Source organism: Halogranum rubrum (genome assembly GCF_900114455.1).
Taxonomy (GTDB): Archaea; Halobacteriota; Halobacteria; order Halobacteriales; family Haloferacaceae; genus Halogranum; species Halogranum rubrum.
Window position 1 is genome coordinate 1,282,347 of the sequence record NZ_FOTC01000001.1, and the last position, 26,842, is coordinate 1,309,188.

Consider the following 26,842-nt stretch of genomic DNA (forward strand, 5'->3'; position numbering starts at 1 on the left):
AAGAAACCTCGATTGCCGATAAACGAAGCGCCGCGGCCAGTGCACTCTTTACCGGCCCACTTGTTGCTCGGCTTAGCAGTAGGGAGTTCGCGTGTCGGAACGCGCGAACGGGATATTATGAGCACCGAACCAGTTTCACTCGACTTAGACAGACGCTCGTTTTTGAAAGCGAGCGCACTCGCAGGGGGAATCGCGCTCGGCGGCGGTGGGGCCGGACACGCACTCGCAGCGGACGACGGCGAGACGGACGGAGCCGACACCGGGACCGAACTCACGAAGACCATCTGTAACTTCTGTGCGGTCGGTTGCGGGTTCAAGGCCGAACGTGACGGTAACGCCTTCGTGGGCCAAGAGCCGTGGCACGAACACCCGGTCAACAACGGGTCGCTCTGCTCGAAGGGCGCGGCCATCTACGGCAGCGAACACTCCGAGCGACGGCTCAAACATCCGATGGAGAAGCAAGACGGGTCGTGGCGGAAGCTCTCGTGGGACGACGCCTACGAGAAAGTCTCCAGCGAACTCACCCGCATCAAAGAGGAGTACGGTCCGGACAGCGTGATGTGGATGGGCAGCGCCCACCACTCCAACGAGGAGGCGTACGCCTTCCGGAAACTCGCCTCGTTCTACGGGACGAACAACGTCGACCACCAGGCACGCATCTGCCACTCCACCACCGTCGCCGGCTTGGCGAACACGTGGGGTTACGGGGCGATGACCCAGACCATCAACGACTACCGGAACTTCGACCTCAACCTCATCATCGGGCAGAACCCCGCCGAGGCCCACCCGATTGCGATGCAGCACATCCTCGAAGGCCAAAGACGGGGCGGAACAATCGTCTCCGTCGACCCACGGTTCACGAAGACGTCGGCGCACGCCGACTACTACTACCGGATGCGACCCGGCACCGACGTCGCGCTCATGATGGGCGTCATGCGATATCTACGTGAGCAGGACGAACTCGACCAGGAGATGCTGGACGAGCGAGTCATGGGGTGGCCCGACGTCGACGCCGAACTCGACGAGTACGACCTCGAAACGGTCTCCGACATCACGTGGATGTCCGTCGAGCAGATTCAGGAACTCGGCGACCTCATCATCGAGAACAAACCCAACGTCCAAATCGAGTGGGCGATGGGCGGCACACAGCACAACAACGGGACGCAGAACATCCGTTCGTACGCACTGCTCTCGTTGGCCTCCGGGTCGGCGGCGCGTTCTGGCGGCGGCCTGCAAGTGATGCGCGGCCACGCCAACGTGCAGGGGGCGACCGACCTCGCCGTCGCCAGCCACATCTTGCCGGGCTACTACTCCGTCGGGTCACCGGGGTCGTGGCAGTACTGGTGCGACGTCTGGTCGAAGAGCCCCTACACGAGCGGGACGGTCGAGTTCGAGGAGTTGTACGAGGAGTACGGCATGATGCCCGACGACCTCTACACCAAGGGCAACTCCTACGCCTCGTACAAGAAGGCGGGGAACCCCGAGTCGTCCGACGCCGACGGGGGCGGCAACCAGCGTAGCGACTCGTTCCCGAGCGAGCAGTCGATGATGTTCCAGAAGGGACTGACCGTCGCTCGCTGGTACGACGGTGCGCTCCCGCAGGAAGAGCGTCTCGTCGACTCGGAACTCTACCAGCCAAACGAGTTGAAGGCCGTCGTCATCTGGGGGCACTCGGCGAACTCCATCACCGAGATGGACAAGATGAAAGAGGCGATGGACAACCTCGATTTGGTCGTCATCGTCGACCTCTTCCCGTCGGTGGCGAGCGTCATGCCCGACCGGGACAACGTCGTCGTCCTCTCGGCGTCGAGTCAGTACGAACATCACCGTTCGCTGACGAACTCTCATCGCTCCGTTCAGTGGAGCGACCCGGTTCGGCCGCCCTCGGGCAACACCAAACCGGACATGCAGATCATGCAGGAACTCGCCGACCGACTCGGTTTCGGCGAACACTTCGACTGGGGGTCGGGGTCGGAGATTTACAACGGCAAATCGACGTACCAAGAGGCGCTCCGCGAGGTCAACCTCGGGGTTCGGACCATCGGCTATCAGCAGGACCCCGAACGGCTAGAGAAACAGCGTGAGTACGACTACGCGTTCAGTACGGAGAACCTCCGCTGTAACGAGGAGGGACTGCCGGTCAGCGGCGAGTACTGGCAACTACCGTGGCCGTGTTGGGGTGAGGGCCACCCCGGCACGCCCATCATCTGGAACGACGACATGGACCCCCGCGAGGGCGGTCACGACTTCCGTGCCCGGTGGGGTATCGACGCCCCCGCTCCCGACGAGTGGGAGCAGATGAGCACGGGCGACAAGTCGTACCCGATGCAGGCGACCGTCGAGCAGGAGGGCGAAGCGGGACTCGACCTCCTCAGAGACTCCTACGAACCCGAGTGGTGGGACGCGACCGTCTACGGCGTCCCCCAGTATCCCGGTTTCACGACGACGCTTCCCGAGGACTACACGAATCCCGACGCGCTGAGTCTCCCGTACGAGTACGCGTTGGACCCGACGAAGTCCGTCTACGACACGGCCGTCGCGATGAACGAGCGGTACGGGACGAACTACGACGAGGAGTTCTACGAGCAGTACGACTACAAGCAACCCGACGCGCCGACTGGTCGAGGGCGTGCACGCGCCGTCTCGTGGAACTTCATCGACACCGTGCCGGTCCACCGCGAACCGATAGAGAGTCCGCGACCGGACCTCGTCGAGCAGTGGCCGGCCAACGGCGAGCAGAACAACTTCTACCGCCTCGACCAGAACAACGCCGTCGTCCAGAAAGAGGCGACGGCGAAGGCGGCCAGACAGGAGGTAAACACTGTCCTCACCTCGGGTCGGCAGGTCGAACACCAAGGCGGTGGTGCGGAGTCGCGGTCGAACATCTACACCGCCGACCTGCAACCGCACATGTACGCGGAGATTCATCCGACGATGGCCGAGGACCTCGACGTCGAGGGCGGTGACCTCGTCGTCATCGAGACGACGGACCGTGGGTCGATACTCGTGAAGGCGCGAGTGACCCACCGGCCGAACGAGAAAGAGACGTTCCTCCCCTACCACTGGGGCGGCGTCTGGCACGGCAAGAGCCTCGAAGCGAAGTATCCCGACGGGCATCTGCCCTACGCCATCGGCGACTCGGTGAACCTCATCACCGGGAAGGGGTACGACGTGGAGACGCAGATGCAGGAGACGAAGGCGGCGCTGTGCCGCGTCGAGAAGGCGACGACCGAGTTGGTCCAAGAGTTGAGCATGAAACCGATTTCGAAAGGTGGCCTCGACGACGAGGCTGACCTCTCGGCGCTCACCTTCCCGCAGGACCGCGAGGGTATCGGCGAACAGAAAGACTTCGACGTGCGTGAGAACACGACGATTCAGTGATTATGTCGACAGAGAACAACGAGGAAGTGATGGGACAAGGTGTGATGAGTACCGGCGACGGTGCGCGCATCTTCCCCGACGTCGAAGCGTGTATCGACTGTGGCGGCTGTGTCGTCGCCTGCAAACGAACGTGGGACATCGGCCCCGGCGAACAGCGAATCAGCATCTCGACGATGCTGGAGGGCCAAGAGGGAGCGAAGGGGCTCAACGCGTCGAGTTCGCAGGCGCTCGCACAGGGCAAGTCGCCCGGCGAGACGAGCGTCCCGATGCAGTGTTACCACTGCGACAACGCACCCTGTGTCTCGGTCTGTCCGGTCGACTCGCTGGTCAAGAAGGACAACGGGTTCGTCGAAGTTCGGGAGAACCTCTGTGTCGGCTGTCAGTACTGCCTGACCGCGTGTCCGTTCGGCGCACCGCAGTTCCCCGAGTCCGACGACGGTGCGGCGCAACTGTTCGGCAGCGGCGGAACGATGGACAAGTGTACGATGTGCGAAGACCGCCAAGACGTCGGCAAGGGGCCGGCCTGCGCCGAAGAGTGTGCGACGGACGCCATCCTCGTCGGCACGTCGACCGAAATCGCCGACGAACTCGACGAACGTGGGAGTAAGCCGTTCTTCAACGACAAGGCGATGGAAGTCATCTTCGGCGAGGACGCGGAGGCGTTCGAATGAGTGACCTCCCAGAGACAGAAGACTACAGCGGCCTCAGCATCGCCGTCAACGCCGTCGTCGCACTCGCCGTCACCGCGCTCATCCTCTGGTGGGCCAGCGGGTTCGCCGTCGACTTCGAGGCGTTGTTCCGAGTGCAACCGACCGTCGAAGGCGGCGGCATCGGCGCGGACTGGGTCGCGGGCAACAACATCTGGTGGCTGACGGGCGCCATCAAACTCGTCCACCTCGCCGACGTGGTGATGGGGGCGTTCATCCTCCTGATGGTGTTCGTCCACTGGGGTGCGTTCCGACGGTTGGCATCGCAGATGCGCCCGCCGGGGAGCGCCCGAGCGACGCGTGACGGGGCTGTCACCGACGGCGGACAGAGTCGCGTCGACGACGCAGAGCACGAGCGCCGCGATAGCGACGGGACTGCGACAGCGAAGGGAGGTGACCGCTGATGGGGACGAACCTTGACCACGGGAAGTTCACGAAGATGACGACGACGTTCCACACGCTGCTCGCGTTGGACGTGTTCATCCTCTTCTTCTCGGGGTACAGCCTGATGTTCAACGACGAACTCTGGTGGATGGTGCTCCTGATGGGCGGCAACACCGGCGTCCTCGCCGTCCACCGACTCGCGGGTGCAGGGCTGCTCACGCTCATCACGTTCTGGATGCTGATGATGGTGACGACGGACACGGGGCGGAGCAACTTCCGCGAGATTCTCCCCACGAAGGGCGACGTGTTGGCGTTCGTCCAAGACATCAAGTTCGTCCTCGGACGCGCCGACGAACGACATCCGAACGCTCGGCAGTTCGCCGGCTACAAGGCCGACGAGGTGCCGTTGCTCTCGTACATCGGCAAGGGTGTCGTGTTCATCTTCGCCACGGAGTTGACGCTCTTGAGCATCTCCGGCGTCCTCATCTGGAGTAAGACGGGCGTCGTCAGCCTGTTCGCCACCAAGACGGCGGCGACGGCGTTCGTCGTCTTCCACGGTCTGCTCGGCGTCATCATGCTGATGGGAATCATGTTCCACATCTTCGAGCACAGCTTCCACCCGGCGTTCTTCCCGGTGGAGGTCAAGGCGTTCATCCCGCGCTCGGAGATTCCGGAGTCCCACGAACACGACGACGCTGAGACGACGGGTATCGAGCGACTCACGCTGTCGCGACACTGGGGGTGGGCGACGCACGTCGTCGGCGCGTTCACCGTCATCGGCATCGTCAGCGTCATGGTCGGTAGTATCTTCGACGAAGGGTTCCCCGTGCCGGCGGACCTCGCTGTTGGCGGCGGACCGACGGACCTGCTCTTGACCATCGGCATCAACATCGGCGTCTTCGTGTTGTTCCTCGGCATGGTGCTGCAGATGTACGGGAACCTCCTGCGCGTGCGCTGGGAACGGCAACTGAAGACGCGTCGTTCGCGGACGGCCACCGACGGCAGCGGAAGCCGAAGCGACGACTGACTCGGTAGCCGAAGCGTTCGAGAGAGGAGAGACGACCCAGACGACTCAGTAGCCGTCGACGAGACCGAGACTCTCCTCGGAGAGGTCGACGGCGACGTCCTGTCGCGTGTGCGTGTTTATCTGTTCGATGTTTCGTGTGAGAACTTCGAGGATATCCTTCGGTTCGGGGTAGACGAGCATGTTGCCGTCGTCGTCTTCCATCACCAGTTGCGTGTCGGCGAGTGCAATCTGGTTGTTCTCGATGCTCGCGACGATGGCGGGGAGCGCCTCTGCACCGCCGCCGTCACCTTCCGAAACGCGCGTGATGTAGATGCTGTCGAGACCGATGAGGTCTTTGTACTCGCGGACACGCTCCGCACAGGTGACCATGTCGCGGGTCACCGCCGTCTTCTCGGGGTTGCCGTGTTCACCCTCGTAGCAGTGCTTGCAGACCCGCAGTTCCATGCGCATGGAAACAGGGGTCGTAACGCGCGGCAAAAACAGTTGGCAAGCCGGGAAACCTCCGAGACGTGTTCGGCCCGGACGCTTTTGGGACTCTCCCTCATACTTCGTCTATGGCCGGCATCCTCAGCAGTATCTACAGCGTAGGCATCCTCCTCGTCGCACTCGGACTCGGGTTCGCGACCCTCTGGGTCACGCGCGACGACGACCGCCCGATTCGCGGAGTGACGACCCTGTCCTCGCTGCTCGTCTTCGGCGCAGTCGCCGTGTTCCTCGTCGCACTGGTCGTCAAGTACGCCTTCTAGCGACGTCTCGTCGGGTCTGTCTCTGTGGTGGAGTGGCGGAGCAGTTTCGACTCATTCGTGTGGTGTGTCACCGTTACACACAAGAACGCTCGTTCCGAGTAACAGTGTATGGAGCTCGCGTTCCGCCTGTTCGTCGCGGTGTTCGTCATCGTCGCTCCATCTCTGCTCTTCGTCGGCCTGTGGCGCGGACTCCACGCCCTCCGCGACGACCACCTCGTCGCTCGAATGGAAGACCACGCACGGACCGACGACCAGCGGCGCTCCCCAGCACTGCCGTTCGTCCCTCCGACCGGCAAGCGAGAGACGACTACTCGAGTGAGCGCCGTCGCCTGTGGAACCTGCGGCACGCCCAACCCGGACGGAGTGACGTTCTGCCACGAGTGTCTCGCTCGCCTCGGGTGATTCGAAGACCAGTATGTATAGTTCGTGATAATACGGTCGTCTCCTACACTATCACGTCGTGGAGATTAGTCATAAACAACCGTTTCAGGGGCTATTCAACACGAATTATCGCCCATTGAGAACCGTGACATACATGTCAGATGTGCGTAAGACTCATATTCGAGTAAAGATTTAGTGTAGGTATGCACTGGACGCACAAACGAAACCAGACGAAAGCAGAGCACAAGAAACAAGAGTCGCGTAGCGGAACGAAGTGGTCGTTCGTCGCAGCGACGATGATTGCAGCGTAGACGGCGTACACTCTTTTCTTTCGACAGTGTCGTTCTGCGATGAGCGGCAGCTATCGCTATCGACAGTTGGAAAAACGGGAAGTCGGAAGAACGACCCCGTGGTGAGGTCCTACAGGAAGCTCTCGATGTGGTCTGCGACTTCTTCGGGTGTGTCGCCGACCGGGACGCCCGCGTCGTTGAGGGCGCTGATCTTGGACTCTGCCGTGCCCGTCCCGCTGCCGGAGACGATGGCACCGGCGTGGCCCATGCGCTTGCCCGGCGGCGCGGTGCGACCCGCGATGAAGCCAGCGACCGGCGTGTCCATGTTCTCGGCGATGAACTTCGCGGCCTCTTCTTCGTCTTCGCCACCGATCTCACCGCACATGACGACGGCGTCGGTCTCCTCGTCGGCCTCGAACAGTTCGAGGGCGTCGACGAACGAGGTGCCGATGATGGGGTCGCCGCCGATACCGATGGCGGTGGTCTGACCGATGCCGCGCTGGGTCAGGTTGTCGACCACTTGGTACGTGAGCGTCCCCGAACGAGAGACGAGGCCGACGTTACCGTCGGAGAAGATGTTACCCGGCAGGATACCGAGTTTCGCCTCGCCGGGCGTGATGATACCCGGACAGTTCGGACCGAGCAGGCGCGTGTCGGTCTCCGAGAGGCGCTTGTTCACCTTGGCCATGTCCTGCGTCGGGATGCCCTCGGTGATGGCGACGACGAACTCGAGGTTCGTGTCGAGTGCCTCGAAGACGGCGTCGGCGGCGAACGCCGGCGGCACGAAGACGACGGAGGCGTCTGCGTTCTCCTCTTCGACGGCTTCGTGGACCGTGTCGTAGACGGGGACGCCGTGGACCTTCTGTCCACCTTTGCCGGGGACCGCACCCGCGACGACGTTCGTCCCGTACTCCATCATCTGGTCGGCGTGGAACTTTCCTTCCCCACCGGTGATGCCCTGTACCACGACGCGCGTGTCGTCGTCGACGAGAATGCTCATTGGTTTGCCTCCTCAGCGTTCTGGACCGCCCGCTGCACGGCGTCTTCGAGCGTCTTTTCCACTTCGACGAGGTCGGTGTTGAGAATCTCCATCCCTTCCTCGGCGTTCGTCCCCGCGAGGCGGACGACGACCTTCTTCGGAATCTCGTCGAACGCCTCCAGTGCCTCGTTGATACCCTTCGCGACTTCGTCGCCGCGTGTGATACCGCCGAAGATGTTGAAGACGACGGCGTCGACGTTCTCGTCGGAGAAGACCATATCCAGCGCGTGCGTCACGCGCTCTGCCTTCGCACCGCCACCGATGTCGAGGAAGTTGGCGGGCTTGCCGCCGTAGTAGTCGACGAGGTCGAGCGTCGTCATGACGAGACCTGCGCCGTTGCCGATGATACCGACGTTCCCCGAGAGACGAACGTAGTCGAAGCCGTACTCGCCAGCTTTCTTCTCCAGTTCGTCCTCGTAGGCCTCCTCTTCCATCTCGGCCAGTTCTGGCTGGCGGAAGAGTGCGTCGTCGTCGATGTTCATCACGGCGTCGGCCGCGACGACCTCGTCGTCCTCCGTAATCATGACGGGGTTGACCTCGATCTCCGAGGCGTCCTTGGACTCGTAGAGGTCGTAGAGCGTCGTGAGAATCGAGGCGACGTCGAGTGCGACTTCCTTCGGGATACCGGCCTCGTAGCAGACCTTGCGGGCCTGGTACGGATGCATCCCGAAGGCGGGGTCGATGTGCTCACGGGCGATGGCGTCGGGCGTCTCCTCGGCGACCGACTCGATGTCGACGCCACCCTCCGTCGAGACCATCGCCACGGGTTTGCCCTCGCCGCGGTCCATCGTCACGCCGACGTAGAGTTCGTTCTTGAAGTCGACGCCGGCCTCGACGAGCACCTGCTCGACGGTGTAGCCTTTGAGGTCCATCCCGAGGATGGAGTCGGCGGCCTCGCGGGCCTCCTCCTCGCTCGTCGCGATTTTGATGCCGCCGGCCTTCCCGCGGCCACCGACGTGAACCTGCGCCTTGATGGCTGCCGGATACCCGATGTCCTCGACGGCGTCCATCACTTCGTCGACGCTCGACGCGAGTCGAGACTCTGGGACGGGAATCCCGGCATCGGCGAAGATATCTTTCGCCTGATATTCGTGAAGCTTCATGCGTTCGTAAGCGGGTCTGGTATGTGCTTAAATCCCATCCATCCGGGACAAGACCTGCCGCAGAAGCCGTCTTCGGTTGCCGACTCTCTCGAATTCTTACTCGGTTCAGGGTTCCCATTTCGCCTCGGCGCGAGCGACGCCGACACCGCCGACGAGAACGCCGAGTGCGGCGAGTCCGACTGCACCGAGGAGGAGGTTCATACTGAGGTCGGGTTGGAGATAGGTCGTCGCGACGACGACGATGCTACCGACGAACACGCCGACGCCGAACAGCGCCATGCCGACTCGTTTCAATCCCATAGCCGACGACTCGCCCCCCGACAGCAAAGGCGTTCGGACTCACCGTCACCGTCTCACTTATCAGACTCCTGTGTGACCGCTCTCACATGACCGTCCTCGACAGGTTCAAACTCGACGGACAGACAGCAATCGTCACCGGTGGCAACCGCGGCATCGGCCGTGAAATCGCCCAAGCACTCGCCGAAGCGGGCGCGAACGTCGTCGTCGCCAACCGAAACGAAGAGTCGGGGCAGGAAGCGGCCGACGAAATCGCCGACTCGACGGGCGTCGAGACACTCGCCGTCGGCACGGACGTCGCCGACGAAGAGTCGGTGAAGTCGATGGTCGACGCCGTCGTCGACGAGTTCGGAACCATCGAGATACTCGTCAACAACGCGGGCATCGTCGTCCACGAGGCGGCCGAGACGATGACCGAAGCGGAGTGGGACTCCGTCATCGACGTCAACCTCAAAGGCGTGTTCCTCTGTTCGAAGTACGTCGGCACGGAGATGATGGAGTCCGGCGGCGGGTCGATTCTCAGCGTCTCCTCGATGTCGGCGTTCATCGCCAACTACCCGCAGCGACAGGTCGCCTACAACGCCTCGAAGGGCGGTATCGAGTCCTTCACGAACCAACTCGCCTCCGAGTGGGCCGAACACGACATCAGGGTGAACACCATCGCGCCGGGCTACATCCGCACGGACAACACCGACCAAGCCGACGCTATCGACCCGGACATCGACGAGATTTGGAAATCCGAGATGCTGATGGACGAGATTGCCGGTCCGGAAGACGTCGCACCGACGGCCGTCTTCCTCGCCAGCGACGCCTCACGATACATGACTGGTGCGTGCATCGTCGTCGACGGCGGCTACACGGTTCGGTGAGGGTTCAGTCGTCGTCCAAGTCGGCGTAGAACCGCGTCAACCCACACTCCGGACAGACGTAGGCGTCGACGCGGAGCGACTCCTTCATCCCGAGCGACCCGAGTAACCCTTTCTTGCGCTCGCCAGTCCGGAGTTTGACGACTTCTTCGCCAGCACCGGCGACGACTGGCTTCGTTCGTTCCATCGTCACGCCACAGTCCGGACAGCGCCGTTGCGGGGAGAACGTCACGTCAGGAGAGAACGAGTGCAGAAGCCATAAGCCCGCGTGGTCGTCGAGACCAGCAGACAGTATCGCCTCGACCTCCCGTTCGGTGAGGAGGTCGAGGCCCAGAACGCAGACTCTGGATAGGCGATAGGGCCTGCACCAGAGCGGGCATTCCGATTGATGGCCCACAGAAACGTGGGCAGTTGAATATGGTTCTACCAGTATATAACGTAGCAGTAGATGATTCAGAAACACCAGAATTTAAAAAACGAATGTGTGAAAACGGGGGCACTGAGCAACCGGGCGTCCGGTCTCTCCGCTACTCCCGAGAGACACTCATTCCGGCAGCGACACGTTCGGTGTGCATCCGTTCGGGCAGGGAACTTCGGGACGTCGGTTCGAGCGCGAGGAGCTCTCCCTCTCCAGTTTCCACCCACTCGGCTCCGGACTCGGTATCCCAGCAACAGGGAGTCCACGCTCCCGACTCGAACCGTTCCCACACGTCTGCATTTCCGTAGTAACCCCCATCACTGCATCTGTAGACTGTGCCAGTTGCCATGTGTGCCTCCAGCCGACAGACGCAGAAGTACGTTCGGGCCAGTCACGGTCCTTCGCGACTGTGAAAGACGAGAGACGGTCCAAAAGAGAGTAACCTTCCGTCTCGCGGCTCACGACAGACTACGGACCCCTCTTCCGTTGCTCTCCTTCCGCTTCTTGCAGTTTTATCCCGTCAGCCGTGGCACGTCTACCCATGCGCGCAGTCCGTTTCCACGAGCACGGTGGCACCGACGTCCTGCAAGTAGACGACATCGACCGACCCGAACCGGACGCAGGTGAGGTCGTCGTACAGGTTCACGGCGCGGGCGTCAACCCCGTCGACACCTACTTCCGCGAGGGGGCGTACCAGCCCTTCACGATGCCGATGATTCCCGGCGTCGACGTCGCGGGCGAAGTCGTCGCCGTCGGCGAGGGCGTCGACGAGTTCGCCGAGGGCGACAGCGTCGTCGGGACGGGAATCGGGAACGACCACTACGGCGCGTACGCCGAGTACGTCGCCGTCCCTACGGACCGCCTCGCCGTCGTCGACGACGGCGTGGACCTCGTCGCTGCCGGTGGCTTGGGAGTCGCCGCCGTCACGGCGTGGCGAGCGCTCGTCGACCACGCGGACCTCAAGCCCGCCGACGTGGCGTTGATTCACGGCGGGAGCGGCGGCGTCGGCCACGCGGCCGTCCAAATCGCCGCCGCGACGGGCGCACACGTAATCACCACCGCCGCACCGGAGTACCACGACGAGGTGGCCGAACTGGGCGCGGACGTCGTCCTCGACTACGGTCGCGACGACTTGGCCGAGGCAGTGACAGAGGCCGGTAACGGCGGCGTCGACGTGATTCTCGACCACCGCCTCGACGACTATCTACAGTTCGACGCCGACGTGGCGAATCTCGGCTGTCGCGTCGTCGGTATCGGTGAGAACGACCCGGCGGTCGGTCTCTCGCAGTCCTCGGCAGCGAGGAGCAAAGACCTGCAGATAACGCTGATGAGCATGTTCAACACGCCGAGTCTCGCGACTGCACTGGAGAAGGTCGGCTATCTCGTCGACGAAGGCGACCTCGAAATCTCGGTGGCAGAGACGTACGGTCTCGACGAGGCCGCAGAGGCCCAGCGTGCCGTGTTGGAAGACAGCTTCCTCGGGAAGTTGGTCATCACGCCGTAGGCCGATTCGAGAGCGATATTCGCTCGGCGTACGTCACGTGTTCGCACAAGGGTTTTGTCTCGCCGTCCCGCAGTACAGATATGAACATCTACCGCAGCGTCCGCGCGGTGACGAACGCCTCGGGAACGGGCATCGTCGACTGGGGCGCCGTCGCCGAGGCTGCGAAAGCCTCCACCCCGCCCGGCGAACTCACGCTCTCCGATGCGGAGCGAACCGGCTACAAGACCGACGTTCAAGACGCCCGCGAGCGTCTCCAGACCGTCGGCGAAGTCGAGTTCGACCTGCCCGACACTATCGAGATACAGAACCGTCACCACTGGATAGACGCAAACATCGAGACGTTCGAACGCGTCATGCACCCCATCGAGGAGAAGGGAGGCGGCGTCTTCCCCGGCGTCGCTCGCGTCGCCAACACCGGCACGATGGCGTTCATGCTCTCGTTTCTCGGGAAGAACGTCCTCGGCCAGTACGACCCGTTACTTCTCGCCGAGGCCGACGACGCCGACCACGGTCTCTACTTCGTCCACCCGAACATTCGACGCGTCGCCGACTCGCTGGACGTGGACTATCCGCGGTTCCGGCGCTGGATCGCGTTCCACGAGGTCTCACACGCCGCCGAGTTCGGGGCCGCGCCGTGGCTCTCGACGTACCTCGAACAACGGATGGAAGAAGGCGTCGAAGCCCTCAGCGAGGGCAGTCTCGACCGGAAGGCGTTCCGCGAACTCGACACGGCGATGACCTCCGTCGAAGGGTACGCCGAACTCCTCATGGACCGCGCGTTCGACGACGACTACGAGGACCTCCGTCGGAAACTCGACGCCCGCCGTCGCGGTGGCGGTCCGATGGCCATGCTCGTCCGCCGACTGCTCGGACTCGGTCTGAAGCGTCGCCAGTACGAACGCGGCGCAGAGTTCTTCCACGCCGTCGCCGACGCCCGCGGCGTCGCAACCGCGAGTAAGGTGTGGGAACATCCGGACAACCTCCCGACCGACGACGAACTCGATGCCCCCGAACGGTGGGTGCGTCGGGTCGCATAGAAAGAGCAACCGTGCCGTCGAGTCGGTCAACGACCGCTCGACGGCACGATGTGCGTCAGGTAGGCCAAGAGTAGCCACCCGAGGACGATGCCGGCGACGGCGGCGACGCCAATCTGTACCAACGACCCTTGCGCTTGCAGCGCGATGATTCCTGCGGAGATGCCGACGACGAGGACGAATCCGAGTTTGAACTGAAGCGACGCGATGCGGTGTTCCTCGTCGGAGAGACTCGGTCCGACCATCAGTCGTCCAGCGCGGTGGGTGCGCTCACGTGCATCCCGACGAAGAGCCACTCGTCGTCGCTCTCGTCGCCGGTTCCGTCTCCCGTCTCCCCGTCTCCTGAAGGCCGAACTTCCAGCGTCCCGCTCCACCGACTGTCGAACGCCTGTGTCGTCTCACTCTCGGTGGCGCGCCACTGCATCCAGACAACGTCACCGAAGGCAGCGTGGCCGTCACGTTCGACGACGTGGAGGTCTCTACTGTCGATTTGCCACTCGTCCGTCGTCTTGGACTGTTCGCGGAGTCCCTCCGCGATGGCGTCGTAGCCCGTCAGTCGGTCACTGATACCCACCTTCACCACGTCGTCGTCTTCGGCGAAGTAGGGATACAACGGTTCGCCGCGGCGGAGTGCCTCGTAGTAGTCGAGGACGGTCTCTTCGGCGCTCATGTGAGAGTGGAGGGGCGGGAGGCATTTGAACGCTCCCGATGGAAGTGGCCTTACTGGAAGCCGCGACCGATCTCGTCACGCTCGACGAGGTCGTCGATTTCTGCTTCGAGCGCCGCTTCTGCGTCTTCGAACGTCGTCGACAGCTTCTCCAGTCGGTCTGGCCGCTCAGAGAGTTCGAACTCCATCGGCCCGAACGCCGGACTGTCGATAGCCTCCATCACGTCGCTGAAGAAGTCTTCGCCCGTCGTCGGCGCGTCGGCGTGGACCCGGAGCGTCTCGGTCAGTCGCTTGGCCATCGACTTCGCGTGGGTCTCGTCTTCCGGCGCGCCGCGGACGGCGAACCGGCCGGCCGAGTCGTCGCGACGCGGAAGGAGTGAGTCGATGTCGCCGTCGACTTTGCGGGCGACACGGGAGCCGACACCCTTCACCTCGTAGGGGTTCTTCGCGTACGTCTTGAGGTGGAAGACGCCGACGGTCGGATGGCCGAGATAGAGGTCTTCGCCGACGCCGGCGCGACGCTGTCCGGCGACCGCTCGCCACTCGTCGGGGTCGTCGCCGCTCTCGGTGACGTCGTGGAGGATGTCCGTCCAGTCTCTGACGCGCATGCCGGACCTTGGCCGGACCAGAGGATGAGTGTGTCGGTCGCTGTCACACGCCGGGTCAGTCGTCGGTAACGACGAGTTCACGGGTCAACAACAGCGCGCCGAGGACGAGCAGGAGGATGGTGACGAGTCCCTGCGTTCCGCCGACGTAGTTGACGAGCGCCCACGCGAGGACACCGACGTACAGGGCGATGCGGAACCGTCGAGTGTCGAACCCCCCGCGAAAGACGGCGAGCGCGACGAGCGTGACGACGTAGAGGCTGACGAGGACTTCGAGTATCGCCAGCGGGTCGCCGGTTTGAATCTGGAAGAACGCGCCGAGTAAGACGAACACGACGAGCAGTGCGACGAACGCCTTCGAGAGGAGCGTCACCTGCGAATCGGAGAGTCGAGGAGCCATACGCTCTCTCGGCGACCGCGTCACTTCGCTTCTGTGCTTTCACCGTTCCGACCGACAGCGTTTTTCGCCGCCGCCGACACACACGCATAGTGAACGTTCGGGGTCCCATCGTCGCCGTCGGAGAATCACGGAGCGTCGACACGAAGTACGGCGAGAGCGACCTCGTCGAACTGACAGTTCGGCCCGACGAAGCGCCAGCGGAGCGGTCGGAGCCAGTGACAGTAACGCTCTGGAACAAGTGGACTCACACCGCCGAACACGCCGAAGAGGGGATGGAACTGCTCGTCACCGACGTAGAGGAAAACGAGTTCGGTGGCGAGGTTGGCTACACCACCTCGAAAGAGTCCTACGTCGTCCTCGAACCGGGGTTTCTCGTCAACGTGACCGCCATCCGCTCGTGGGTGCAGTGTCCGCGGATGTACTACCTGAACAAGTTGTCGGGAATCCCGCTCAACTACCCCGTTGTGAAGGGGACCATCGTCCACGAGGTGTTCGGCGACCTACTCAGAGGACAGGACCTCGAACCCGCCATCGAGAACCGCGTCGCGGAGGCGGGCCTCGAACTCGGTCTCCTGGGACGAAATCGCGACGAAGTCGCCGACGAGGTGCGGCAGAACGCCGCCGCCATCGAGGGCTGGTTGGCGCAGGGCACACTCACAGAAGAGGACGCGTGGCGCTCGGAGTACACGCTCATCTCGCCGACGTTCGGCATCAAGGGCCGCGCCGACGCGCTCCGACGGGGGATGCCGGTCGAACTGAAGACGGGGAAGAACACGAAGCGCGACCCGCGCTTTCAGGACAAGGTGCAGGCGGCCTGTTACGCGCTGATGCTGGCCGAGCGTGGCGTCCCCGCCGACACGGGCACGCTCCTCTACACCAAGAACACCGCCCTCGACAGAAACGAGGAGTCCGGCGACCTCTCGCCCGCCAAGGAGTTCTCTATCGGGAAGGGCTTTCTCGACTTCGTCGTGCGCAAGCGCAACGAACTCGCGGCGATGGAGTTCGACATGTCCGTCCCGACGGGGTTCGAGGCCAACGCGAAGTGCGAGTACTGCTTCGAGAAGGACACCTGCATGGTCGTCTCCGGGCGATTGGACCAAGAGTCGAAAGCCGGGAAGATCGGCAAACCGCTCCCCGACGACGAACGGGAGTACTTCGACCGACTGTATCGCGCTCTCGAAGAAGAGCGCCGCGAGACCCACCGCGAGTACCGAAAGCTCTGGGAACAGTCGGCCGAAGAACGCGCCGCAGACGACCGGGCTATCATCGGTCTCGAACCGGTGAGCCAGACCGAAATCGACGGCGGTCGGTGGGAACTCCGCGCGAAGAAACGCGACGACGCCGTCTCCAAGTTACGCGAAGGAGACATCGCCCTCGCCAGCGACGGCGACCCCGTCTCCGGCCACGCGGAGTTGGGCCGAATCGAGCGGTTGGGCGACGAAGTCGTCGTCACCACCGACGAACCGACCGAACTCCGCCGACTCGACGTCTACCCCTCCGAAATCTCCGTCGACCGGATGCTCACGGCGCTCCACGACGCACTGCTGAAGGGCGACCCAGACCGGAAAGACGTGCTGTTCGGGCGTCGAGAGCCGAAGTTCGAGACGAGAGAACAGACCTACATCGACAACAACGACTCGCAGAACGCCGCGGTCAACCTCGCGGTGAACGCCGAAGACTGTGCGCTCATCCACGGGCCGCCCGGCACCGGCAAGACGTACACCATCGCTCGGACGATTCGCGCGCTCGTCGACGACGGAAATCGGGTCCTGCTCTCGGCGTTCACGAACCGCGCCGTCGACAACGCGCTGGAAGCACTGCGTGACCAAGGGTACGAGGGTATCGTTCGCGTCGGCACCGAAACCGGCGTCCGCGAGGACATGCAGGACCTGCGACTCGAACAGCGCGGCGAACCGAACGACCGTGTCGCCGAGTTGGCCCACGCACAGGTCGTCGCCGCCACCACCTCGACCTGCGGTTCTCGCGTCATGCGCGAACAGGAGTTCGACGTGGCGCTCGTCGATGAAGCCTCGCAACTCACCGAACCGGGGACGCTCGCCGCGACCAACCTCGCCGACCGGTTCGTCCTCGTCGGCGACCACCAACAGCTACCGCCCGTCGTCCGCGCTGAAAACGACCTCACGACGTCACTCTTCCAGCGACTCATCGAACGCTACCCCGACGCGTCGGTGATGCTCGACCGCCAGTACCGGATGGCACAGCGGATTCAGGCCTTTTCTTCCACCGAGTTCTACGACGGCCAGTTGCGCCCGGCGACGGGGGAAGTGGCCGCGCAACGACTCGCGAACCTCCCCGGCGTCGACCCGAGCGCACTTCCGGCAGCACTGCAGGACGTGGTGAGCTTCGTCGACCCCGAGGGGACACGCGTCGGCAACACCAATCCAACAGAGGCCGACCGGGTCGCCGACGTGGTCCAGTCCTTCCGCGACGCCGGCGTGCCGGCCGACGACATCGGCGTCATCGCTCCCTTCCGAGCGCAGGTAGCCGAAATCGGGCGTCGCGTGGACGTGACTGTGGATACGGTCGACCGGTTCCAAGGCTCCGCGAAGGAGGTCATCGTCGTCTCGTTCGTCGCGACTGGGACCCTCGACGAACCCATCTTCGAGGACTATCGGCGCCTCAACGTCGCACTGACGCGAGCGAAGAAGGCGCTCGTCTTGGTTGGCGACCCGACGGCGCTGGCGTCGGACCCGTTCTACGCGCGAATGTTGGAGTGGGCGCGGCGCTGAGTATCTGAAGTACCTTTTTGCTCGTCGTCCCCGAGGCGCTCACATGGAACTCCCGCTGGGCGAGGGGACCGTCGAGTTCGACCTCCCCGACTGCGACGTGACGCTGGCGGACCCGCCGGGCGGCGAGACGGTCGACCCTCGTTCGGCCGCGGAGGCCGCGGTGGCCGACCCGCACGGTCCCGCTCTCGACGACGTCGCCGACGCGACGGACAGCGTCGCCATCGTCGTCACCGACGTGACCCGCGCCACGCCGGACGACGTGCTCGTCGACGTGTTGCTCGACCACCTGCCGGTCGCCCGCGAGCAGGTCACCGTCGTCGTCGGCCTCGGACTTCACCGCCCGATGACCGACGCCGAACTCCGTGACGGACTCGGTGAGCACGCGGACCTCGCGGTGAACCACGACCCCGAGGAGACAGTCGAGGTCGGCGCGGTCGACGGCTGTCCGGTCGACATCCACCGAACGGTCGCCGACGCGGACCTCGTGCTCTCGACCGGGATGGTCGAACCGCACCAGTACGCCGGGTTCTCCGGCGGGGCGAAGACTGTCGTCGTCGGTGCCGGCGGCGAGTCGCTCATCCGGTATACGCACGGGCCGGAGATGCTCTCACGAGACGGTGTTCGGTTAGGTCGAATCGAGGAGAACCCGTTCCGCGAGACGCTGGACCGCGCAGGCGACTTGGCGGGTCCCGACTTCTGTCTGAACGTGACGAAAGGCGTGGCGGGGTTCCTCGGCGCGAGCGCAGGCACGCCTCGGGCCGTCGTGGCCGACCTCGCCGAGACGGCGAAGGCGGCGCTCTCGGTCCCTGTCGAAGCCGAGTACGACGCCGTCGTCGCCGGTGTCGGCGCGCCGAAGGACGCGAACCTCTACCAGACGACGCGCGGAGCGACGTACGTCCTGCTCGGCGACCGGAATCCCCTCCGAACGGGCGGCCGCGTCGTCGTCCCTGCTGAACTCGCCGAAGGTGCGGGTCAGGGGACGGGTGAGCAGCGATTCTACGACCGACTCAGCGGAGCGACCAGCGCGGAGTCGCTCTACGAGGAGTTGCGTGAGGGCTACGAACCGGGCGCGCAGCGGGCGTTCGTCGTCGCTCGCGCGCTCCGCGAACACGACGTGTACGTGACGAACAGTCGGTGTCCGGAACTCGTTGAGGAGTGTCTCATGCACGCCAGCGAGTCGGTCGAAGACGCAGTCGAACCTGGAAGCGACGTCCTCGTGGTTCGGGACGCGCTGAACACGTTGTTGACTCGCTGACTCTCGGAGTCCGTTCAGAAGGGACGGCGGTCGAGCAGTTCGAAGAGCGGTTCGATGTCGCCGACGGTGTAGTCGAAGAGCAACTCGTGGAGCGCACGGAAGGTGAGTGTCTCGCGGGCGTCGACGGCAGCAAGTGCGAGATACTGCTCGCCGAAGTGCGGGACGTCGGTGTTCAACACTTCCTCGGCGCCACGTTTCCCGTACGAGCGCCAGTCGTCGGGGTGAAGGCCGTGTTCGTACTCGGCCCATCGGGTCTTCTCGACGGTGACGCCGAGTTCGGCGCACGTGCGTTCGAGACTGCGATAGCCGCCCCACGCCCGCCGGGCGTCGTCCATCAGGTCGACGTGGTCGAGTGCGAGCAGGTCGTCGAGTCGCCGTCGCGGGCCGTCGTCGCCGACGGCGTCGCCCGCGCGTTCCGCACGGCCACGGAGGTGGATGAGGTCGAAGCCGTCGCCGTTGTAGGTGACGAGCGTGTCCGCTGGACGGTCGGCACACCACGCACAGACCGCGTCGACGAGTTCGAGTTCCGACTCGGCCGAGTCGCCGTCGCGAAAACAAACCGTCGTCTCGACTGGTTCGCCGGGCGCAGGACGGTAGCCGAGGCCGACCGCCAACAGTTCGAAGTACGACGAGTCGCGGAACTGTTCTTGCTCTGTTGGCTCTCGGTCGGGACTGATCGTCTCGATATCGAGCGCCAGCGTACCGGTCATGGCGAGGGAGACTAGACGGGAGTACTTGAAGATGGCTCACTTCACCCGAACGATGGGTTCTGGTTCCGTCCGCTCGTCTCCCCACCCGTGCCACTGCTCCAGTTCGACACGACGCTCACCCTACCCGACGACGAGAAACGGCAGTTCACCGACGCCGTCACCGACCTGTACGCCGAAGAGATGGCGACGACGACGGGCCACGTCGCCGTTGTCGTCCGCGAACACGAGTCCTCGAACCTCTCGCTCGGACGGGCGGTCGACGGGCCACTGCTCTTCTTGAACGCCGACGTGCGCGAGGGCCGGTCGTTCGAGCGTAAACGGGCGTTCGCGCTGGCGGCGATGGAACTCGCCCACGAGCGTTTCGGCGTGCCGGAGGCGAACCTGAAAGTCGTCTTCTCGGAACACGCCGGCGAGGAGATGATGGGCGTCGACCGAGTCGGTGGCGACTGGTCGAGGGTGGAGGAGTAGCGTCGGAGGGCGTCGAGGAGCGTCGAGGAGCGTCGAGGAGCGTTACTCGACTCCGACGGCCGCTCCGTCGTCCTCTGTGCTCTCTCCGCCCTCGATTTCGGCCATCACACGCTCGTGAAACTCCTTGAGGACGGCCGACTCGTCGTCGGCGAGGACGACGTCCGACGCCATCAACGTCGCGAGACCGAACGCCCGCGGCGACGGCGAGGACTGTTGAAGGTGCGTCACCTCGACGTCGCCCGCCTGCACCCGTTCGACGAACTCCTGTATCGCACCGAGGTTCAGTTTGTCCTCCAGAATCTCGCGGTACGTCTCCTCCATCACGGCGAAGGAGTCGAGGTCTTGGGCGAACGAGAGCAGCATCTCGCTGGACACCTGCTGTTCGGCGGCGGACTTCTCGTAGCCCTTGTAGCGCTTCAGAATCATCAGCGACCGCGTGGCGTTGATGCGGAAGTAGCGCTTGAGGAGGTCCGTCCCCTCCAGTGCTGCCCGGAGGTCGCTGCCGACGGCGTCGGGGTCCAACGACTGGAGTACGCCCGAGACGTCCACCTTCCGGTTCAGCGGCATCGAGATGGAGAAGCCGTTGTCGGCGACGGCGACTTGGACGTTCGTGTTCGCCTGTTGGGCGCAGTGGTAGGCGACGAGTCGCGAGAGGCCGTCGTTGAACTGCCTGCCATAGTTCGAGTGAACGTGGTAATGGCGTCGGTACTCCGCTCTGTCCTTGACCTCCTCCACGGCGAGACGTGTGTCGGTGCTGACGCTCTCCGCCCCGGCGTAGCGGACTTGTTCGTCGTACATCCGGGCGATGGCACGCACGCTGTTCTCGTCGAGCGGGAAGCCGCGAAGCCAATCACGGGCGGCGGGTTGCCCGCCGCGTTCGAGGCGAGCGACGAGGTCACCCTGAAACGAGAGAATCTCTCGACCGAGGTCGTAGGAGAGCGGCAGGCGCTCGGAGTACCACGAGGGGACCGTCGGCCGGGCGCTCGTCGGGTCGACGTAGACCTTGGAGCCTCGCCGATATCTGAACTCGAAGTGAGAGCCACCGAGGACGAACACGTCGCCCTTCTCCAGCGTGTCGAGGTAGTTCTCGTCTAAGTTGCCGACCCACTCGCTCGTCGACCGGGTGTAGACGTCGCAGGTGAACGAGTCGGGGATGGTGCCGATGTTGGTCATGTAGATGACGCGGGCCATCCGCCCGCGTTTGCCGATTAGTTCCTCGCCCACGTCGTACTCCTCGTAGTGGTGCTCGCCGTCCGGCGCGTCGTTCGTGTCGCGCCAAATCTTCGCGTAGACGTGTTTGTCTTCGAGGCCCTCGTAGTCGGCCGTGAGGTAGCGAAACAGGCGTTCGAAGTCGGTGTCAGAGAAGTTGCGGTACGGGTAGGCCCGCCGGAGAATCGCGCGAACCTCCGACTCGGGGCGAATCTCGTTTATCGCCATCCCGTAGAGTTGCTGAGCGGCCACGTCGTAGGCGTTTTCGGGAACGAAGACTCGGTCGACGAATCCCTCCTCGGCTTTCTTCAGCATCACTGCACACTCGACGAGTTCGTCTCGGTCGAGGGCGACGACGCGCCCGTTCACCGTCTGCCCGAGGCGGTGGCCCGCGCGGCCGACTCGCTGGAGGAGGGAGGCGACAGACTTCGGCGACCCGACCTGTACCACGAGGTCGATGTGCGGCATGTCGATGCCGAGTTCCAGCGACGTCGACGTGGTGACGAAGTCGAGTTCGCCGGCCTTCAACTGCGACTCGACCTCCTGTCGGCGTTCCTTCGAGAGCGACCCGTGGTGACAACCGGAGTTCGACTCGTCGTAGGTCTCGGGGTGGTTCTCGCGCAAGTTGTGCAGGACCCGCTCTGCGCCGGAGCGGGTGTTGGTGAAGACGAGCGTGTTCGTGTGCGACCCAATCAACTCGTGGAGACGGTCGTAGAACCGTTCTGTCACCTCGCTCCGCGGGGTGTCTATGAGGTCGTCCGTGGGACACTCCAGTCGAACGTCGAAGTCGCGGACGAACCGCGTGTCGACGATGTCGTAGTCTCTCGGACTCCCGTCGTCCTCGCGGCCGACGAGGAACTCGGCCATCGTCGTCAGCGGTTCGACCGTCGCCGAACAGCCGATTCGGGTGGGTGAGGTGTCGGCCAGTGCTTCGAGACGCTCCAACGACACCGAGAGGTGGGTGCCGCGTTTGTTCTCCGCGAGACTGTGAATCTCGTCGACGACGACGTACTCGACGTTCCGAAGTTTCTCCTTGAACTTCGGCGAGTTCAGCAGGATGGCCAGCGTCTCGGGCGTCGTGTTGAGGATGTGCGGCGTCGTCTCGAGCATCTTCTGTCGCTCGGTAGATGGCGTATCCCCGTGACGGATGGCGTGGCGAATCTCGACCGACTCGCCTCGCTCGGCCATCTTCTCGGAGATGCCTTCTAGCGGCACGGTGAGGTTCCGGTGAATGTCGTTGGCGAGCGACTTCAGCGGCGAGACGTAGAGACAGTAGACGGCGTTGTCGAGGCCGTCTTCTAACTCCCTGTCCCGACGGAACAGTTCGTCGATGATGGCGGTGAAGGAGGCGAGCGTCTTGCCGGACCCGGTTGGCGCACAGATGAGCGGGTTCGCTCCCTCGTGGATGAGCGGGATGGCCTCCCGTTGTGGCGGAGTGAAGAAGCCGCCGTTGCCGGGGACGTACGCGCCGAACTGGTCGACCCACCACTCGCGGACGGACGGCTCTAACAGGTCGAGGACGTCCGCGTCGGCGATGTCGACGGCGTCAGCGTCGAAGTCGACGTTCGCATCCGCTAGCAACTCCCGGCCACTCATTACTGTCTCCTGTACCCGGACGAGTAAGTGGGTTGTGTCCGCGGTTATCTGTCCAGTGAGATGTGAGCGTGACAGCGGGACTGGCCGGGCGAGGGCGTCTTTTTGTCCTCCTCGCACCTCCTCTCGGTGAGCGTGAATGAGTACTGAATCTCGATCATCTGTGGTCTACGGGGGAGAAATCGACGATGCCGAGCGCGCGGTGACGCCCTTGGAGCTCTTCTTCGACCTCGTGTTCGTCTTCGGATTCACGCAGGTGTCGAGTTACCTCACCCACCACCTCACGTGGGGTGGTCTCGCCCGTGGTGCGGCACTCTTGGCCGCGCTGTGGTGGGCGTGGGTCGGCTACTCGTGGTTGACGGGGACGGTGCGCGCCGAAGACGACCTGTTCGCCAGAGTGACCATCCTCGCCGCGATGGCTGCGATGCTCGTCGTCGCACTCGCGGTGCCGGAGGCGTTCGGCGACAGCGCAGTCCTCTTCGGTCTCGCCTACCTCGTCGTCCGACTGCTCCACGTCGTGCTCTACGCCGTCGCCGTCCCCGAGACGCAGACGGCTGTCCGTCGCGTTCTCCCGGGGTTCCTCGGCGGACCGGTGCTCCTCGTCGTCGCTGGCTTCTTCGACGGAGCGATTCAAGCCGGACTGTGGGTGGCGGCGCTCGCACTCGACTACGGTATCGTGTTCGTCCGTGGTGTCGACGGGTTCCACGTCACGGTGAGTCACTTCGTCGAACGCCACCGCCTCGTCGTCATCATCGCCCTCGGTGAGTCGCTCATCGCAATCGGCATCGGTGCAGAGGACCTGCCGCTCGACGCCTCGCTCGTCGGGACCGCACTCCTCGGAATTACCCTCGTCGTCGCGTTCTGGTGGCTGTACTTCGACTACATCGTCCTCGCGGCAGAGAGTCGACTCGCGGCCGAACCCGAGGCGACGCGGCCCGCCCTGGCCCGTGATTCGTACAGCTACATCCACTTACTCATCGTCGGAAGCATCGTCTTCGTCGCGCTGGGCATCGAACAGACCATCGCCCATCTCGGCGACCCACTCGACGTGATTCCCGCCGTCGCACTCTGCGGCGGGTGCGGACTCTACCTGTTCGGTCACACCGCGTTCCGTCTCCGCGACCACCGCACCGTCAGCTACCTTCGTCTCGGCGCCGGCGTCGTCGCCGTCGCGCTCGTTCCCGTCGTGTTGCGTATCCCGTCGGTCGTCGCACTCGCGACACTCACCGCGCTGTTCGTCGGCGTCGCCGTGTACGAGACACGCTGGTCGACGTACCGTAACCGACTGCGGACCACTGGCTCGAAGTCGGACTGAGACGAGACTGACCGCTCGTCACACGCGTGGTGACTTACGACTGTGCCGACCCCGCGCGAGACGGAAGCCCGAACGGCTTTCGGCCTCCAGAGTGAGTGGGAGATATGCGCGTCACGTTTCTCGGAACCGGCAGTGCGATGCCGACGGCCGACCGAGTGCAGACCGGCCTCCTCCTCGAAGAAGAAGACCGGACCCTCCTCGTCGACTGCGGAAGCGGCGTCCTCCACCGTCTCAGTCAGACCGACGTCGGCTACGAGGGCATCTCGACTGTCCTGCTCACCCACCACCATCTCGACCACGTCTCGGACCTCCTTCCGCTCCTCAAAGCCCGGTGGCTCGCCGGTGAGGAGTCGCTGGAAGTCGTCGGCCCGACAGGGACGAAGAACCTCCTCGACAGTCTCTTAGAAGTCCACGACTACCTGCAAGAGCGCGTCGAACTTCGAATCCGTGAGGTGACGGCCGACTCCTTCGAAGTCGCGGGGTTCGCCGTCGAAGGGCACAAAGTCCGACACTCGATGCCGGGACTCGCTTACCGCTTCGACGACGCGTTCACCTTCAGCGGCGACTCGGAGGCGTTCGCCGGTCTCACGAACTTCGCCGACGGCTCTCGGGTCCTCGCACACGACTGCTCGTTTCCGGACGAAGTGGACGTCGCCAACCACCCGACACCGACGCAGTTGGGTGAGGCACTCGCCGGATGCGACATCGACCGTGTCTACCTGACGCATCTCTACCCCCACACCGAGGGGAAACACCGCGAGATGCTGGACGCGATAGAAGCACAGTTCGACGGCGACGTACGCTTCGCTCGCGACGGGTTACGCTTCGAAGTGTAGTGAGACTGCGTGTGCTAGCACCACACACCACGTTTCCGGTGAAACCGGTCGAGACCACGTGTACGGGCCGCAGTCCGGTTCAGCCCTCGATTTTCGTCCCCGGCGACTCACCGGAGAGGAACGCTTCGAGTCCCTCGGGGCCGAAGACGTGCGCCGGTGCGCCCAGGTCGAGAAGTGCGCGGACCTTCGCGGCCATCCCGCCCGTCACGTCCGTCGACTCGCTCGCCCCCAGTGCGGCGGCGATGTCTTCGAAGTTCTGTATCTCCGGGACGACGTCGTCGTTCGTGTCCAGTACACCGGGAACGGTCGAACAGACACCGACCCGGTCGGCGTCGAGACCCGCCGCGAGACGGACCACGATTTCGTCGCCGCTGAGGATAGTGACGCCTTCGCCCGCGTGAGCGACGGCGTCGCCGTGGAGGACCGGAACGAACCCCTCGTGGAGGAGCGTCCGAACCGAATCCAGCGGCAGCGAGAGCGTCCCCGTCTCGTCGCGCGCGGCGACCGAGAACGGGTGAATCGGGACGACGGGAACGTCACGCTGGCCGAAGGCGTCGAGGACGTGGCCGTTCAGGCGCTTCATCGCGTCGTGAATCGCCCGTGCGGCGTGGGCGTCGTGTGTCCCCTCGGTCGTACTCACGCCGTGTTCGTCGGCGTGGAAGTGGCCGTAACTGCCGCCGCCGTGGACGATTACGAGGTCCTCGACTCCGGCGTCGGCGACGGCGCTCGCGGCGGTTTCGAGTGCAGGCAGGTCGACCGTCTCGCGGCGACCCTTGTCGGTGATGACGCTCCCGCCGAGTTTGAGAATCGTCGTCATTCGTCTCGCACCTCGCCATCCTCGGCGCGGACGCCAGTCGTCGCCAGTTCCGCGCGGAACACGTCTTCGCATCCGGGGGTGTACTGCAGCGCCGTCTCCGTCTCCGGCGTCGGGTCGAGCGCGACGATACAGCCACCGCCGCCCGCACCCGTCAACTTCGCGCCGTAGGCGTCGCCGGAGCGGGCCGCCCAGACGAGACTGTCGAGCGAGCGCGAGGAGACGCCGAGCGCTTCCAAGAGGCCGTGGTTGAAGTTCATCAGTTCGCCGAGCGCTTCGAGCAAGTCCTCGTCGGGGTCGGCCCCCGCCTCGGCGTCGGCGTCGGCCAGGAGCGCTTCACCCTCACGGACGATGTCACCGATAGTCTCGACGGTCTGTGCGGCGAAGTCGTATCTGTCGCGGAGGGCGCGGACGCCGGCGACGAGTTTGCCGGTGTCGCCCGACCCGCCGTCGAAGCCGACGACGAAGGGAAGCGAGGGGGCGTCGATCGGTTGACAGTCGTCACCTTCGACGCGGACCGCGCCGCCCATCGCCGAAGCGAACGTGTCGGCGCGAGAAGCTTGGCCGTCCTGCACTTCGTGTTCCGCCTGATACGCTCTGTCGGCGATTTCGCGAGGGGAGAGTTCGACGTCGAGTGCGCGCGTCGCGGCGTCGATACCGGCGACGACGACGGCGGCTGAGGACCCGAGGCCCGCGCCGAGCGGAATCTCGCTCTCGACGGTGATGTCGAACCCGGCGTCGGGTGCGCCGGCGGCGTCGCGGGCTTGGTCGACAGCGGCGTCGACGTAGCCCATCGCCGCTTCGACCAGCGGCGTCGGGACGTCGACGTCGGGATGTTCGTCGGTCGACCCGGAATACTCGACGGCGAAACCGTTGAGGCTGAGGTCCTCGGCGACGACACGGACGACGTCGTCGTCTCGGGGGTCGACGGTGACGGTCGCCCGGCGCTCGATGGCGCAGGGGACCGCCGGTTCCCCGTAGACGACGGCGTGCTCCCCGAAGAGATACACCTTCCCGGGGGCGCTTGAGACGGTCATACCCGG

Annotated in this window: 28 protein-coding genes; 14 read left to right on the top strand and 14 right to left on the bottom strand. The window is 64.3% G+C overall.

Annotated elements, in window-relative coordinates; genetic code table 11:
* Positions 1–117: 117 nt before the first annotated feature.
* Genes BM083_RS06245 through BM083_RS06260 form a run of 4 tightly spaced genes read left to right on the top strand, consistent with a single transcriptional unit; the run spans position 118 to position 5,499 of the window.
* Positions 118–3,381, top strand: coding sequence for a molybdopterin oxidoreductase family protein (locus BM083_RS06245; RefSeq protein WP_089867210.1), 3,264 nt, complete (start codon positions 118–120; stop codon positions 3,379–3,381).
* Between the two features lie 2 nt (positions 3,382–3,383).
* The gene (locus tag BM083_RS06250) at positions 3,384–4,052 is read left to right on the top strand and encodes a 4Fe-4S dicluster domain-containing protein (protein ID WP_089867211.1); all 669 of its coding nucleotides are present in this window, start codon (positions 3,384–3,386) and stop codon (positions 4,050–4,052) included.
* Positions 4,049–4,492: a hypothetical protein gene (locus BM083_RS06255; protein WP_089867214.1), complete on the top strand. Its 444-nt coding sequence runs from the start codon at positions 4,049–4,051 to the stop codon at positions 4,490–4,492. The genes BM083_RS06250 and BM083_RS06255 overlap by 4 nt, the downstream gene beginning before the upstream one ends.
* Positions 4,492–5,499 (top strand): cytochrome b/b6 domain-containing protein, encoded by a 1,008-nt coding sequence (locus BM083_RS06260; protein WP_089867218.1) that lies wholly within the window; start codon positions 4,492–4,494, stop codon positions 5,497–5,499. Before BM083_RS06255 ends, BM083_RS06260 begins: the two co-directional genes overlap by 1 nt.
* 45 nt (positions 5,500–5,544) lie before the next feature.
* Here the strand turns inward: BM083_RS06260 and BM083_RS06265 are convergent, their stop codons facing one another.
* Positions 5,545–5,949 carry a hypothetical protein gene (locus BM083_RS06265; protein WP_009375167.1) on the bottom strand — a complete coding sequence of 135 codons (405 nt, stop codon included), beginning with the start codon at positions 5,947–5,949 and terminating at the stop codon, positions 5,545–5,547.
* A gap of 104 nt (positions 5,950–6,053) precedes the next feature.
* Here BM083_RS06265 and BM083_RS06270 point away from each other — a divergent pair, with 104 nt between their 5' ends.
* Both BM083_RS06270 and BM083_RS06275 read left to right on the top strand, forming a co-directional pair.
* Positions 6,054–6,245 (top strand): hypothetical protein, encoded by a 192-nt coding sequence (locus tag BM083_RS06270; RefSeq protein WP_009375164.1) that lies wholly within the window; start codon positions 6,054–6,056, stop codon positions 6,243–6,245.
* A 108-nt stretch (positions 6,246–6,353) separates the two neighbouring features.
* Positions 6,354–6,647, top strand: coding sequence for a zinc ribbon domain-containing protein (locus BM083_RS06275; RefSeq protein WP_089867219.1), 294 nt, complete (start codon positions 6,354–6,356; stop codon positions 6,645–6,647).
* Between the two features lie 399 nt (positions 6,648–7,046).
* On the opposite strand, the gene sucD is transcribed toward BM083_RS06275, so the two are convergent.
* From sucD to BM083_RS06290, 3 genes are all read right to left on the bottom strand, one after another.
* Positions 7,047–7,916, bottom strand: a complete 870-nt coding sequence (gene sucD, locus BM083_RS06280) for a succinate--CoA ligase subunit alpha (protein ID WP_009375160.1) — start codon at positions 7,914–7,916, stop codon at positions 7,047–7,049.
* A complete protein-coding gene (gene sucC / locus BM083_RS06285) occupies positions 7,913–9,058 on the bottom strand; it encodes an ADP-forming succinate--CoA ligase subunit beta (RefSeq protein ID WP_089867221.1) in 1,146 nt (381 codons plus the stop codon). Before sucC ends, sucD begins: the two co-directional genes overlap by 4 nt.
* Before the next feature lie 105 nt (positions 9,059–9,163).
* Positions 9,164–9,358, bottom strand: a complete 195-nt coding sequence (locus BM083_RS06290) for a hypothetical protein (RefSeq protein WP_049893892.1) — start codon at positions 9,356–9,358, stop codon at positions 9,164–9,166.
* 86 nt (positions 9,359–9,444) lie between these two features.
* Here BM083_RS06290 and BM083_RS06295 point away from each other — a divergent pair, with 86 nt between their 5' ends.
* Positions 9,445–10,224 (top strand): SDR family NAD(P)-dependent oxidoreductase, encoded by a 780-nt coding sequence (locus BM083_RS06295; protein ID WP_089867223.1) that lies wholly within the window; start codon positions 9,445–9,447, stop codon positions 10,222–10,224.
* Between the two features lie 4 nt (positions 10,225–10,228).
* Here the strand turns inward: BM083_RS06295 and BM083_RS06300 are convergent, their stop codons facing one another.
* Positions 10,229–10,453, bottom strand: a complete 225-nt coding sequence (locus tag BM083_RS06300) for a hypothetical protein (protein ID WP_245756860.1) — start codon at positions 10,451–10,453, stop codon at positions 10,229–10,231.
* Positions 10,454–10,748: 295 nt separating this feature from the next.
* Positions 10,749–10,988 (bottom strand): hypothetical protein, encoded by a 240-nt coding sequence (locus BM083_RS06305; protein WP_089867225.1) that lies wholly within the window; start codon positions 10,986–10,988, stop codon positions 10,749–10,751.
* 192 nt (positions 10,989–11,180) lie between these two features.
* Between BM083_RS06305 and BM083_RS06310 the strand changes: the two genes are divergently transcribed.
* Positions 11,181–12,143, top strand: a complete 963-nt coding sequence (locus BM083_RS06310; protein WP_089867228.1) for a quinone oxidoreductase family protein — start codon at positions 11,181–11,183, stop codon at positions 12,141–12,143.
* Positions 12,144–12,223: 80 nt separating this feature from the next.
* Positions 12,224–13,180, top strand: a complete 957-nt coding sequence (locus BM083_RS06315; RefSeq protein WP_089867231.1) for a zinc-dependent metalloprotease — start codon at positions 12,224–12,226, stop codon at positions 13,178–13,180.
* Positions 13,181–13,206: 26 nt separating this feature from the next.
* On the opposite strand, the gene BM083_RS06320 is transcribed toward BM083_RS06315, so the two are convergent.
* The 4 genes from BM083_RS06320 to BM083_RS06335 are packed head-to-tail and all read right to left on the bottom strand — an operon-like array spanning position 13,207 to position 14,849.
* Positions 13,207–13,422 (bottom strand): hypothetical protein, encoded by a 216-nt coding sequence (locus BM083_RS06320; protein WP_089867234.1) that lies wholly within the window; start codon positions 13,420–13,422, stop codon positions 13,207–13,209.
* Positions 13,422–13,847, bottom strand: coding sequence for a nuclear transport factor 2 family protein (locus BM083_RS06325; protein ID WP_089867236.1), 426 nt, complete (start codon positions 13,845–13,847; stop codon positions 13,422–13,424). The genes BM083_RS06320 and BM083_RS06325 overlap by 1 nt, the downstream gene beginning before the upstream one ends.
* Before the next feature lie 50 nt (positions 13,848–13,897).
* On the bottom strand, positions 13,898–14,452 hold the full coding sequence (locus BM083_RS06330) for a hypothetical protein (RefSeq protein WP_089867239.1): 555 nt from the start codon (positions 14,450–14,452) through the stop codon (positions 13,898–13,900).
* A 55-nt stretch (positions 14,453–14,507) separates the two neighbouring features.
* Positions 14,508–14,849 carry a hypothetical protein gene (locus BM083_RS06335; RefSeq protein ID WP_009375138.1) on the bottom strand — a complete coding sequence of 114 codons (342 nt, stop codon included), beginning with the start codon at positions 14,847–14,849 and terminating at the stop codon, positions 14,508–14,510.
* An 89-nt stretch (positions 14,850–14,938) separates the two neighbouring features.
* Here BM083_RS06335 and BM083_RS06340 point away from each other — a divergent pair, with 89 nt between their 5' ends.
* Both BM083_RS06340 and BM083_RS06345 read left to right on the top strand, forming a co-directional pair.
* Positions 14,939–17,599, top strand: a complete 2,661-nt coding sequence (locus BM083_RS06340; protein WP_089867243.1) for an AAA domain-containing protein — start codon at positions 14,939–14,941, stop codon at positions 17,597–17,599.
* A gap of 43 nt (positions 17,600–17,642) precedes the next feature.
* Entirely contained in the window at positions 17,643–18,854 is a 1,212-nt protein-coding gene (locus BM083_RS06345) for a lactate racemase domain-containing protein (protein ID WP_089867247.1), read from the top strand.
* Between the two features lie 14 nt (positions 18,855–18,868).
* Here BM083_RS06345 and BM083_RS06350 read toward each other — a convergent pair whose 3' ends face one another.
* Positions 18,869–19,564, bottom strand: coding sequence for a hypothetical protein (locus tag BM083_RS06350; RefSeq protein WP_089867250.1), 696 nt, complete (start codon positions 19,562–19,564; stop codon positions 18,869–18,871).
* Positions 19,565–19,651: 87 nt separating this feature from the next.
* Between BM083_RS06350 and BM083_RS06355 the strand changes: the two genes are divergently transcribed.
* Positions 19,652–20,032: a tautomerase family protein gene (locus tag BM083_RS06355; protein ID WP_089867253.1), complete on the top strand. Its 381-nt coding sequence runs from the start codon at positions 19,652–19,654 to the stop codon at positions 20,030–20,032.
* Between the two features lie 42 nt (positions 20,033–20,074).
* On the opposite strand, the gene BM083_RS06360 is transcribed toward BM083_RS06355, so the two are convergent.
* A complete protein-coding gene (locus BM083_RS06360; RefSeq protein ID WP_089867257.1) occupies positions 20,075–22,837 on the bottom strand; it encodes an ATP-dependent helicase in 2,763 nt (920 codons plus the stop codon).
* Between the two features lie 136 nt (positions 22,838–22,973).
* Between BM083_RS06360 and BM083_RS06365 the strand changes: the two genes are divergently transcribed.
* Together BM083_RS06365 and BM083_RS06370 are read left to right on the top strand one after the other, a co-directional pair.
* A complete protein-coding gene (locus BM083_RS06365; protein ID WP_089867261.1) occupies positions 22,974–24,149 on the top strand; it encodes a low temperature requirement protein A in 1,176 nt (391 codons plus the stop codon).
* 104 nt (positions 24,150–24,253) lie between these two features.
* Positions 24,254–24,985 carry an MBL fold metallo-hydrolase gene (locus BM083_RS06370; protein WP_089867264.1) on the top strand — a complete coding sequence of 244 codons (732 nt, stop codon included), beginning with the start codon at positions 24,254–24,256 and terminating at the stop codon, positions 24,983–24,985.
* A 79-nt stretch (positions 24,986–25,064) separates the two neighbouring features.
* On the opposite strand, the gene BM083_RS06375 is transcribed toward BM083_RS06370, so the two are convergent.
* A complete protein-coding gene (locus tag BM083_RS06375; protein ID WP_089867268.1) occupies positions 25,065–25,802 on the bottom strand; it encodes an isopentenyl phosphate kinase in 738 nt (245 codons plus the stop codon).
* Positions 25,799–26,836 (bottom strand): mevalonate kinase, encoded by a 1,038-nt coding sequence (gene mvk, locus BM083_RS06380; protein ID WP_089867271.1) that lies wholly within the window; start codon positions 26,834–26,836, stop codon positions 25,799–25,801. The genes BM083_RS06375 and mvk overlap by 4 nt, the downstream gene beginning before the upstream one ends.
* Positions 26,837–26,842 lie beyond the last annotated feature (6 nt).

What these genes read in the sequence shown, in the direction of transcription:
- BM083_RS06245 (WP_089867210.1), top strand. Translation starts at nt 118, where the DNA reads ATGAGCACCGAACCAGTTTCACTCGACTTAGACAGACGCTCGTTTTTG.
- BM083_RS06250 (WP_089867211.1), top strand. Translation starts at nt 3,384, where the DNA reads ATGTCGACAGAGAACAACGAGGAAGTGATGGGACAAGGTGTGATGAGT.
- BM083_RS06255 (WP_089867214.1), top strand. Translation starts at nt 4,049, where the DNA reads ATGAGTGACCTCCCAGAGACAGAAGACTACAGCGGCCTCAGCATCGCC.
- BM083_RS06260 (WP_089867218.1), top strand. Translation starts at nt 4,492, where the DNA reads ATGGGGACGAACCTTGACCACGGGAAGTTCACGAAGATGACGACGACG.
- BM083_RS06265 (WP_009375167.1), bottom strand. Translation starts at nt 5,949, where the DNA reads ATGCGCATGGAACTGCGGGTCTGCAAGCACTGCTACGAGGGTGAACAC.
- BM083_RS06270 (WP_009375164.1), top strand. Translation starts at nt 6,054, where the DNA reads ATGGCCGGCATCCTCAGCAGTATCTACAGCGTAGGCATCCTCCTCGTC.
- BM083_RS06275 (WP_089867219.1), top strand. Translation starts at nt 6,354, where the DNA reads ATGGAGCTCGCGTTCCGCCTGTTCGTCGCGGTGTTCGTCATCGTCGCT.
- sucD (WP_009375160.1), bottom strand. Translation starts at nt 7,916, where the DNA reads ATGAGCATTCTCGTCGACGACGACACGCGCGTCGTGGTACAGGGCATC.
- sucC (WP_089867221.1), bottom strand. Translation starts at nt 9,058, where the DNA reads ATGAAGCTTCACGAATATCAGGCGAAAGATATCTTCGCCGATGCCGGG.
- BM083_RS06290 (WP_049893892.1), bottom strand. Translation starts at nt 9,358, where the DNA reads ATGGGATTGAAACGAGTCGGCATGGCGCTGTTCGGCGTCGGCGTGTTC.
- BM083_RS06295 (WP_089867223.1), top strand. Translation starts at nt 9,445, where the DNA reads ATGACCGTCCTCGACAGGTTCAAACTCGACGGACAGACAGCAATCGTC.
- BM083_RS06305 (WP_089867225.1), bottom strand. Translation starts at nt 10,988, where the DNA reads ATGGCAACTGGCACAGTCTACAGATGCAGTGATGGGGGTTACTACGGA.
- BM083_RS06310 (WP_089867228.1), top strand. Translation starts at nt 11,181, where the DNA reads ATGCGCGCAGTCCGTTTCCACGAGCACGGTGGCACCGACGTCCTGCAA.
- BM083_RS06315 (WP_089867231.1), top strand. Translation starts at nt 12,224, where the DNA reads ATGAACATCTACCGCAGCGTCCGCGCGGTGACGAACGCCTCGGGAACG.
- BM083_RS06320 (WP_089867234.1), bottom strand. Translation starts at nt 13,422, where the DNA reads ATGGTCGGACCGAGTCTCTCCGACGAGGAACACCGCATCGCGTCGCTT.
- BM083_RS06325 (WP_089867236.1), bottom strand. Translation starts at nt 13,847, where the DNA reads ATGAGCGCCGAAGAGACCGTCCTCGACTACTACGAGGCACTCCGCCGC.
- BM083_RS06330 (WP_089867239.1), bottom strand. Translation starts at nt 14,452, where the DNA reads ATGCGCGTCAGAGACTGGACGGACATCCTCCACGACGTCACCGAGAGC.
- BM083_RS06335 (WP_009375138.1), bottom strand. Translation starts at nt 14,849, where the DNA reads ATGGCTCCTCGACTCTCCGATTCGCAGGTGACGCTCCTCTCGAAGGCG.
- BM083_RS06345 (WP_089867247.1), top strand. Translation starts at nt 17,643, where the DNA reads ATGGAACTCCCGCTGGGCGAGGGGACCGTCGAGTTCGACCTCCCCGAC.
- BM083_RS06350 (WP_089867250.1), bottom strand. Translation starts at nt 19,564, where the DNA reads ATGACCGGTACGCTGGCGCTCGATATCGAGACGATCAGTCCCGACCGA.
- BM083_RS06360 (WP_089867257.1), bottom strand. Translation starts at nt 22,837, where the DNA reads ATGAGTGGCCGGGAGTTGCTAGCGGATGCGAACGTCGACTTCGACGCT.
- BM083_RS06365 (WP_089867261.1), top strand. Translation starts at nt 22,974, where the DNA reads ATGAGTACTGAATCTCGATCATCTGTGGTCTACGGGGGAGAAATCGAC.
- BM083_RS06370 (WP_089867264.1), top strand. Translation starts at nt 24,254, where the DNA reads ATGCGCGTCACGTTTCTCGGAACCGGCAGTGCGATGCCGACGGCCGAC.
- BM083_RS06375 (WP_089867268.1), bottom strand. Translation starts at nt 25,802, where the DNA reads ATGACGACGATTCTCAAACTCGGCGGGAGCGTCATCACCGACAAGGGT.
- mvk (WP_089867271.1), bottom strand. Translation starts at nt 26,836, where the DNA reads ATGACCGTCTCAAGCGCCCCCGGGAAGGTGTATCTCTTCGGGGAGCAC.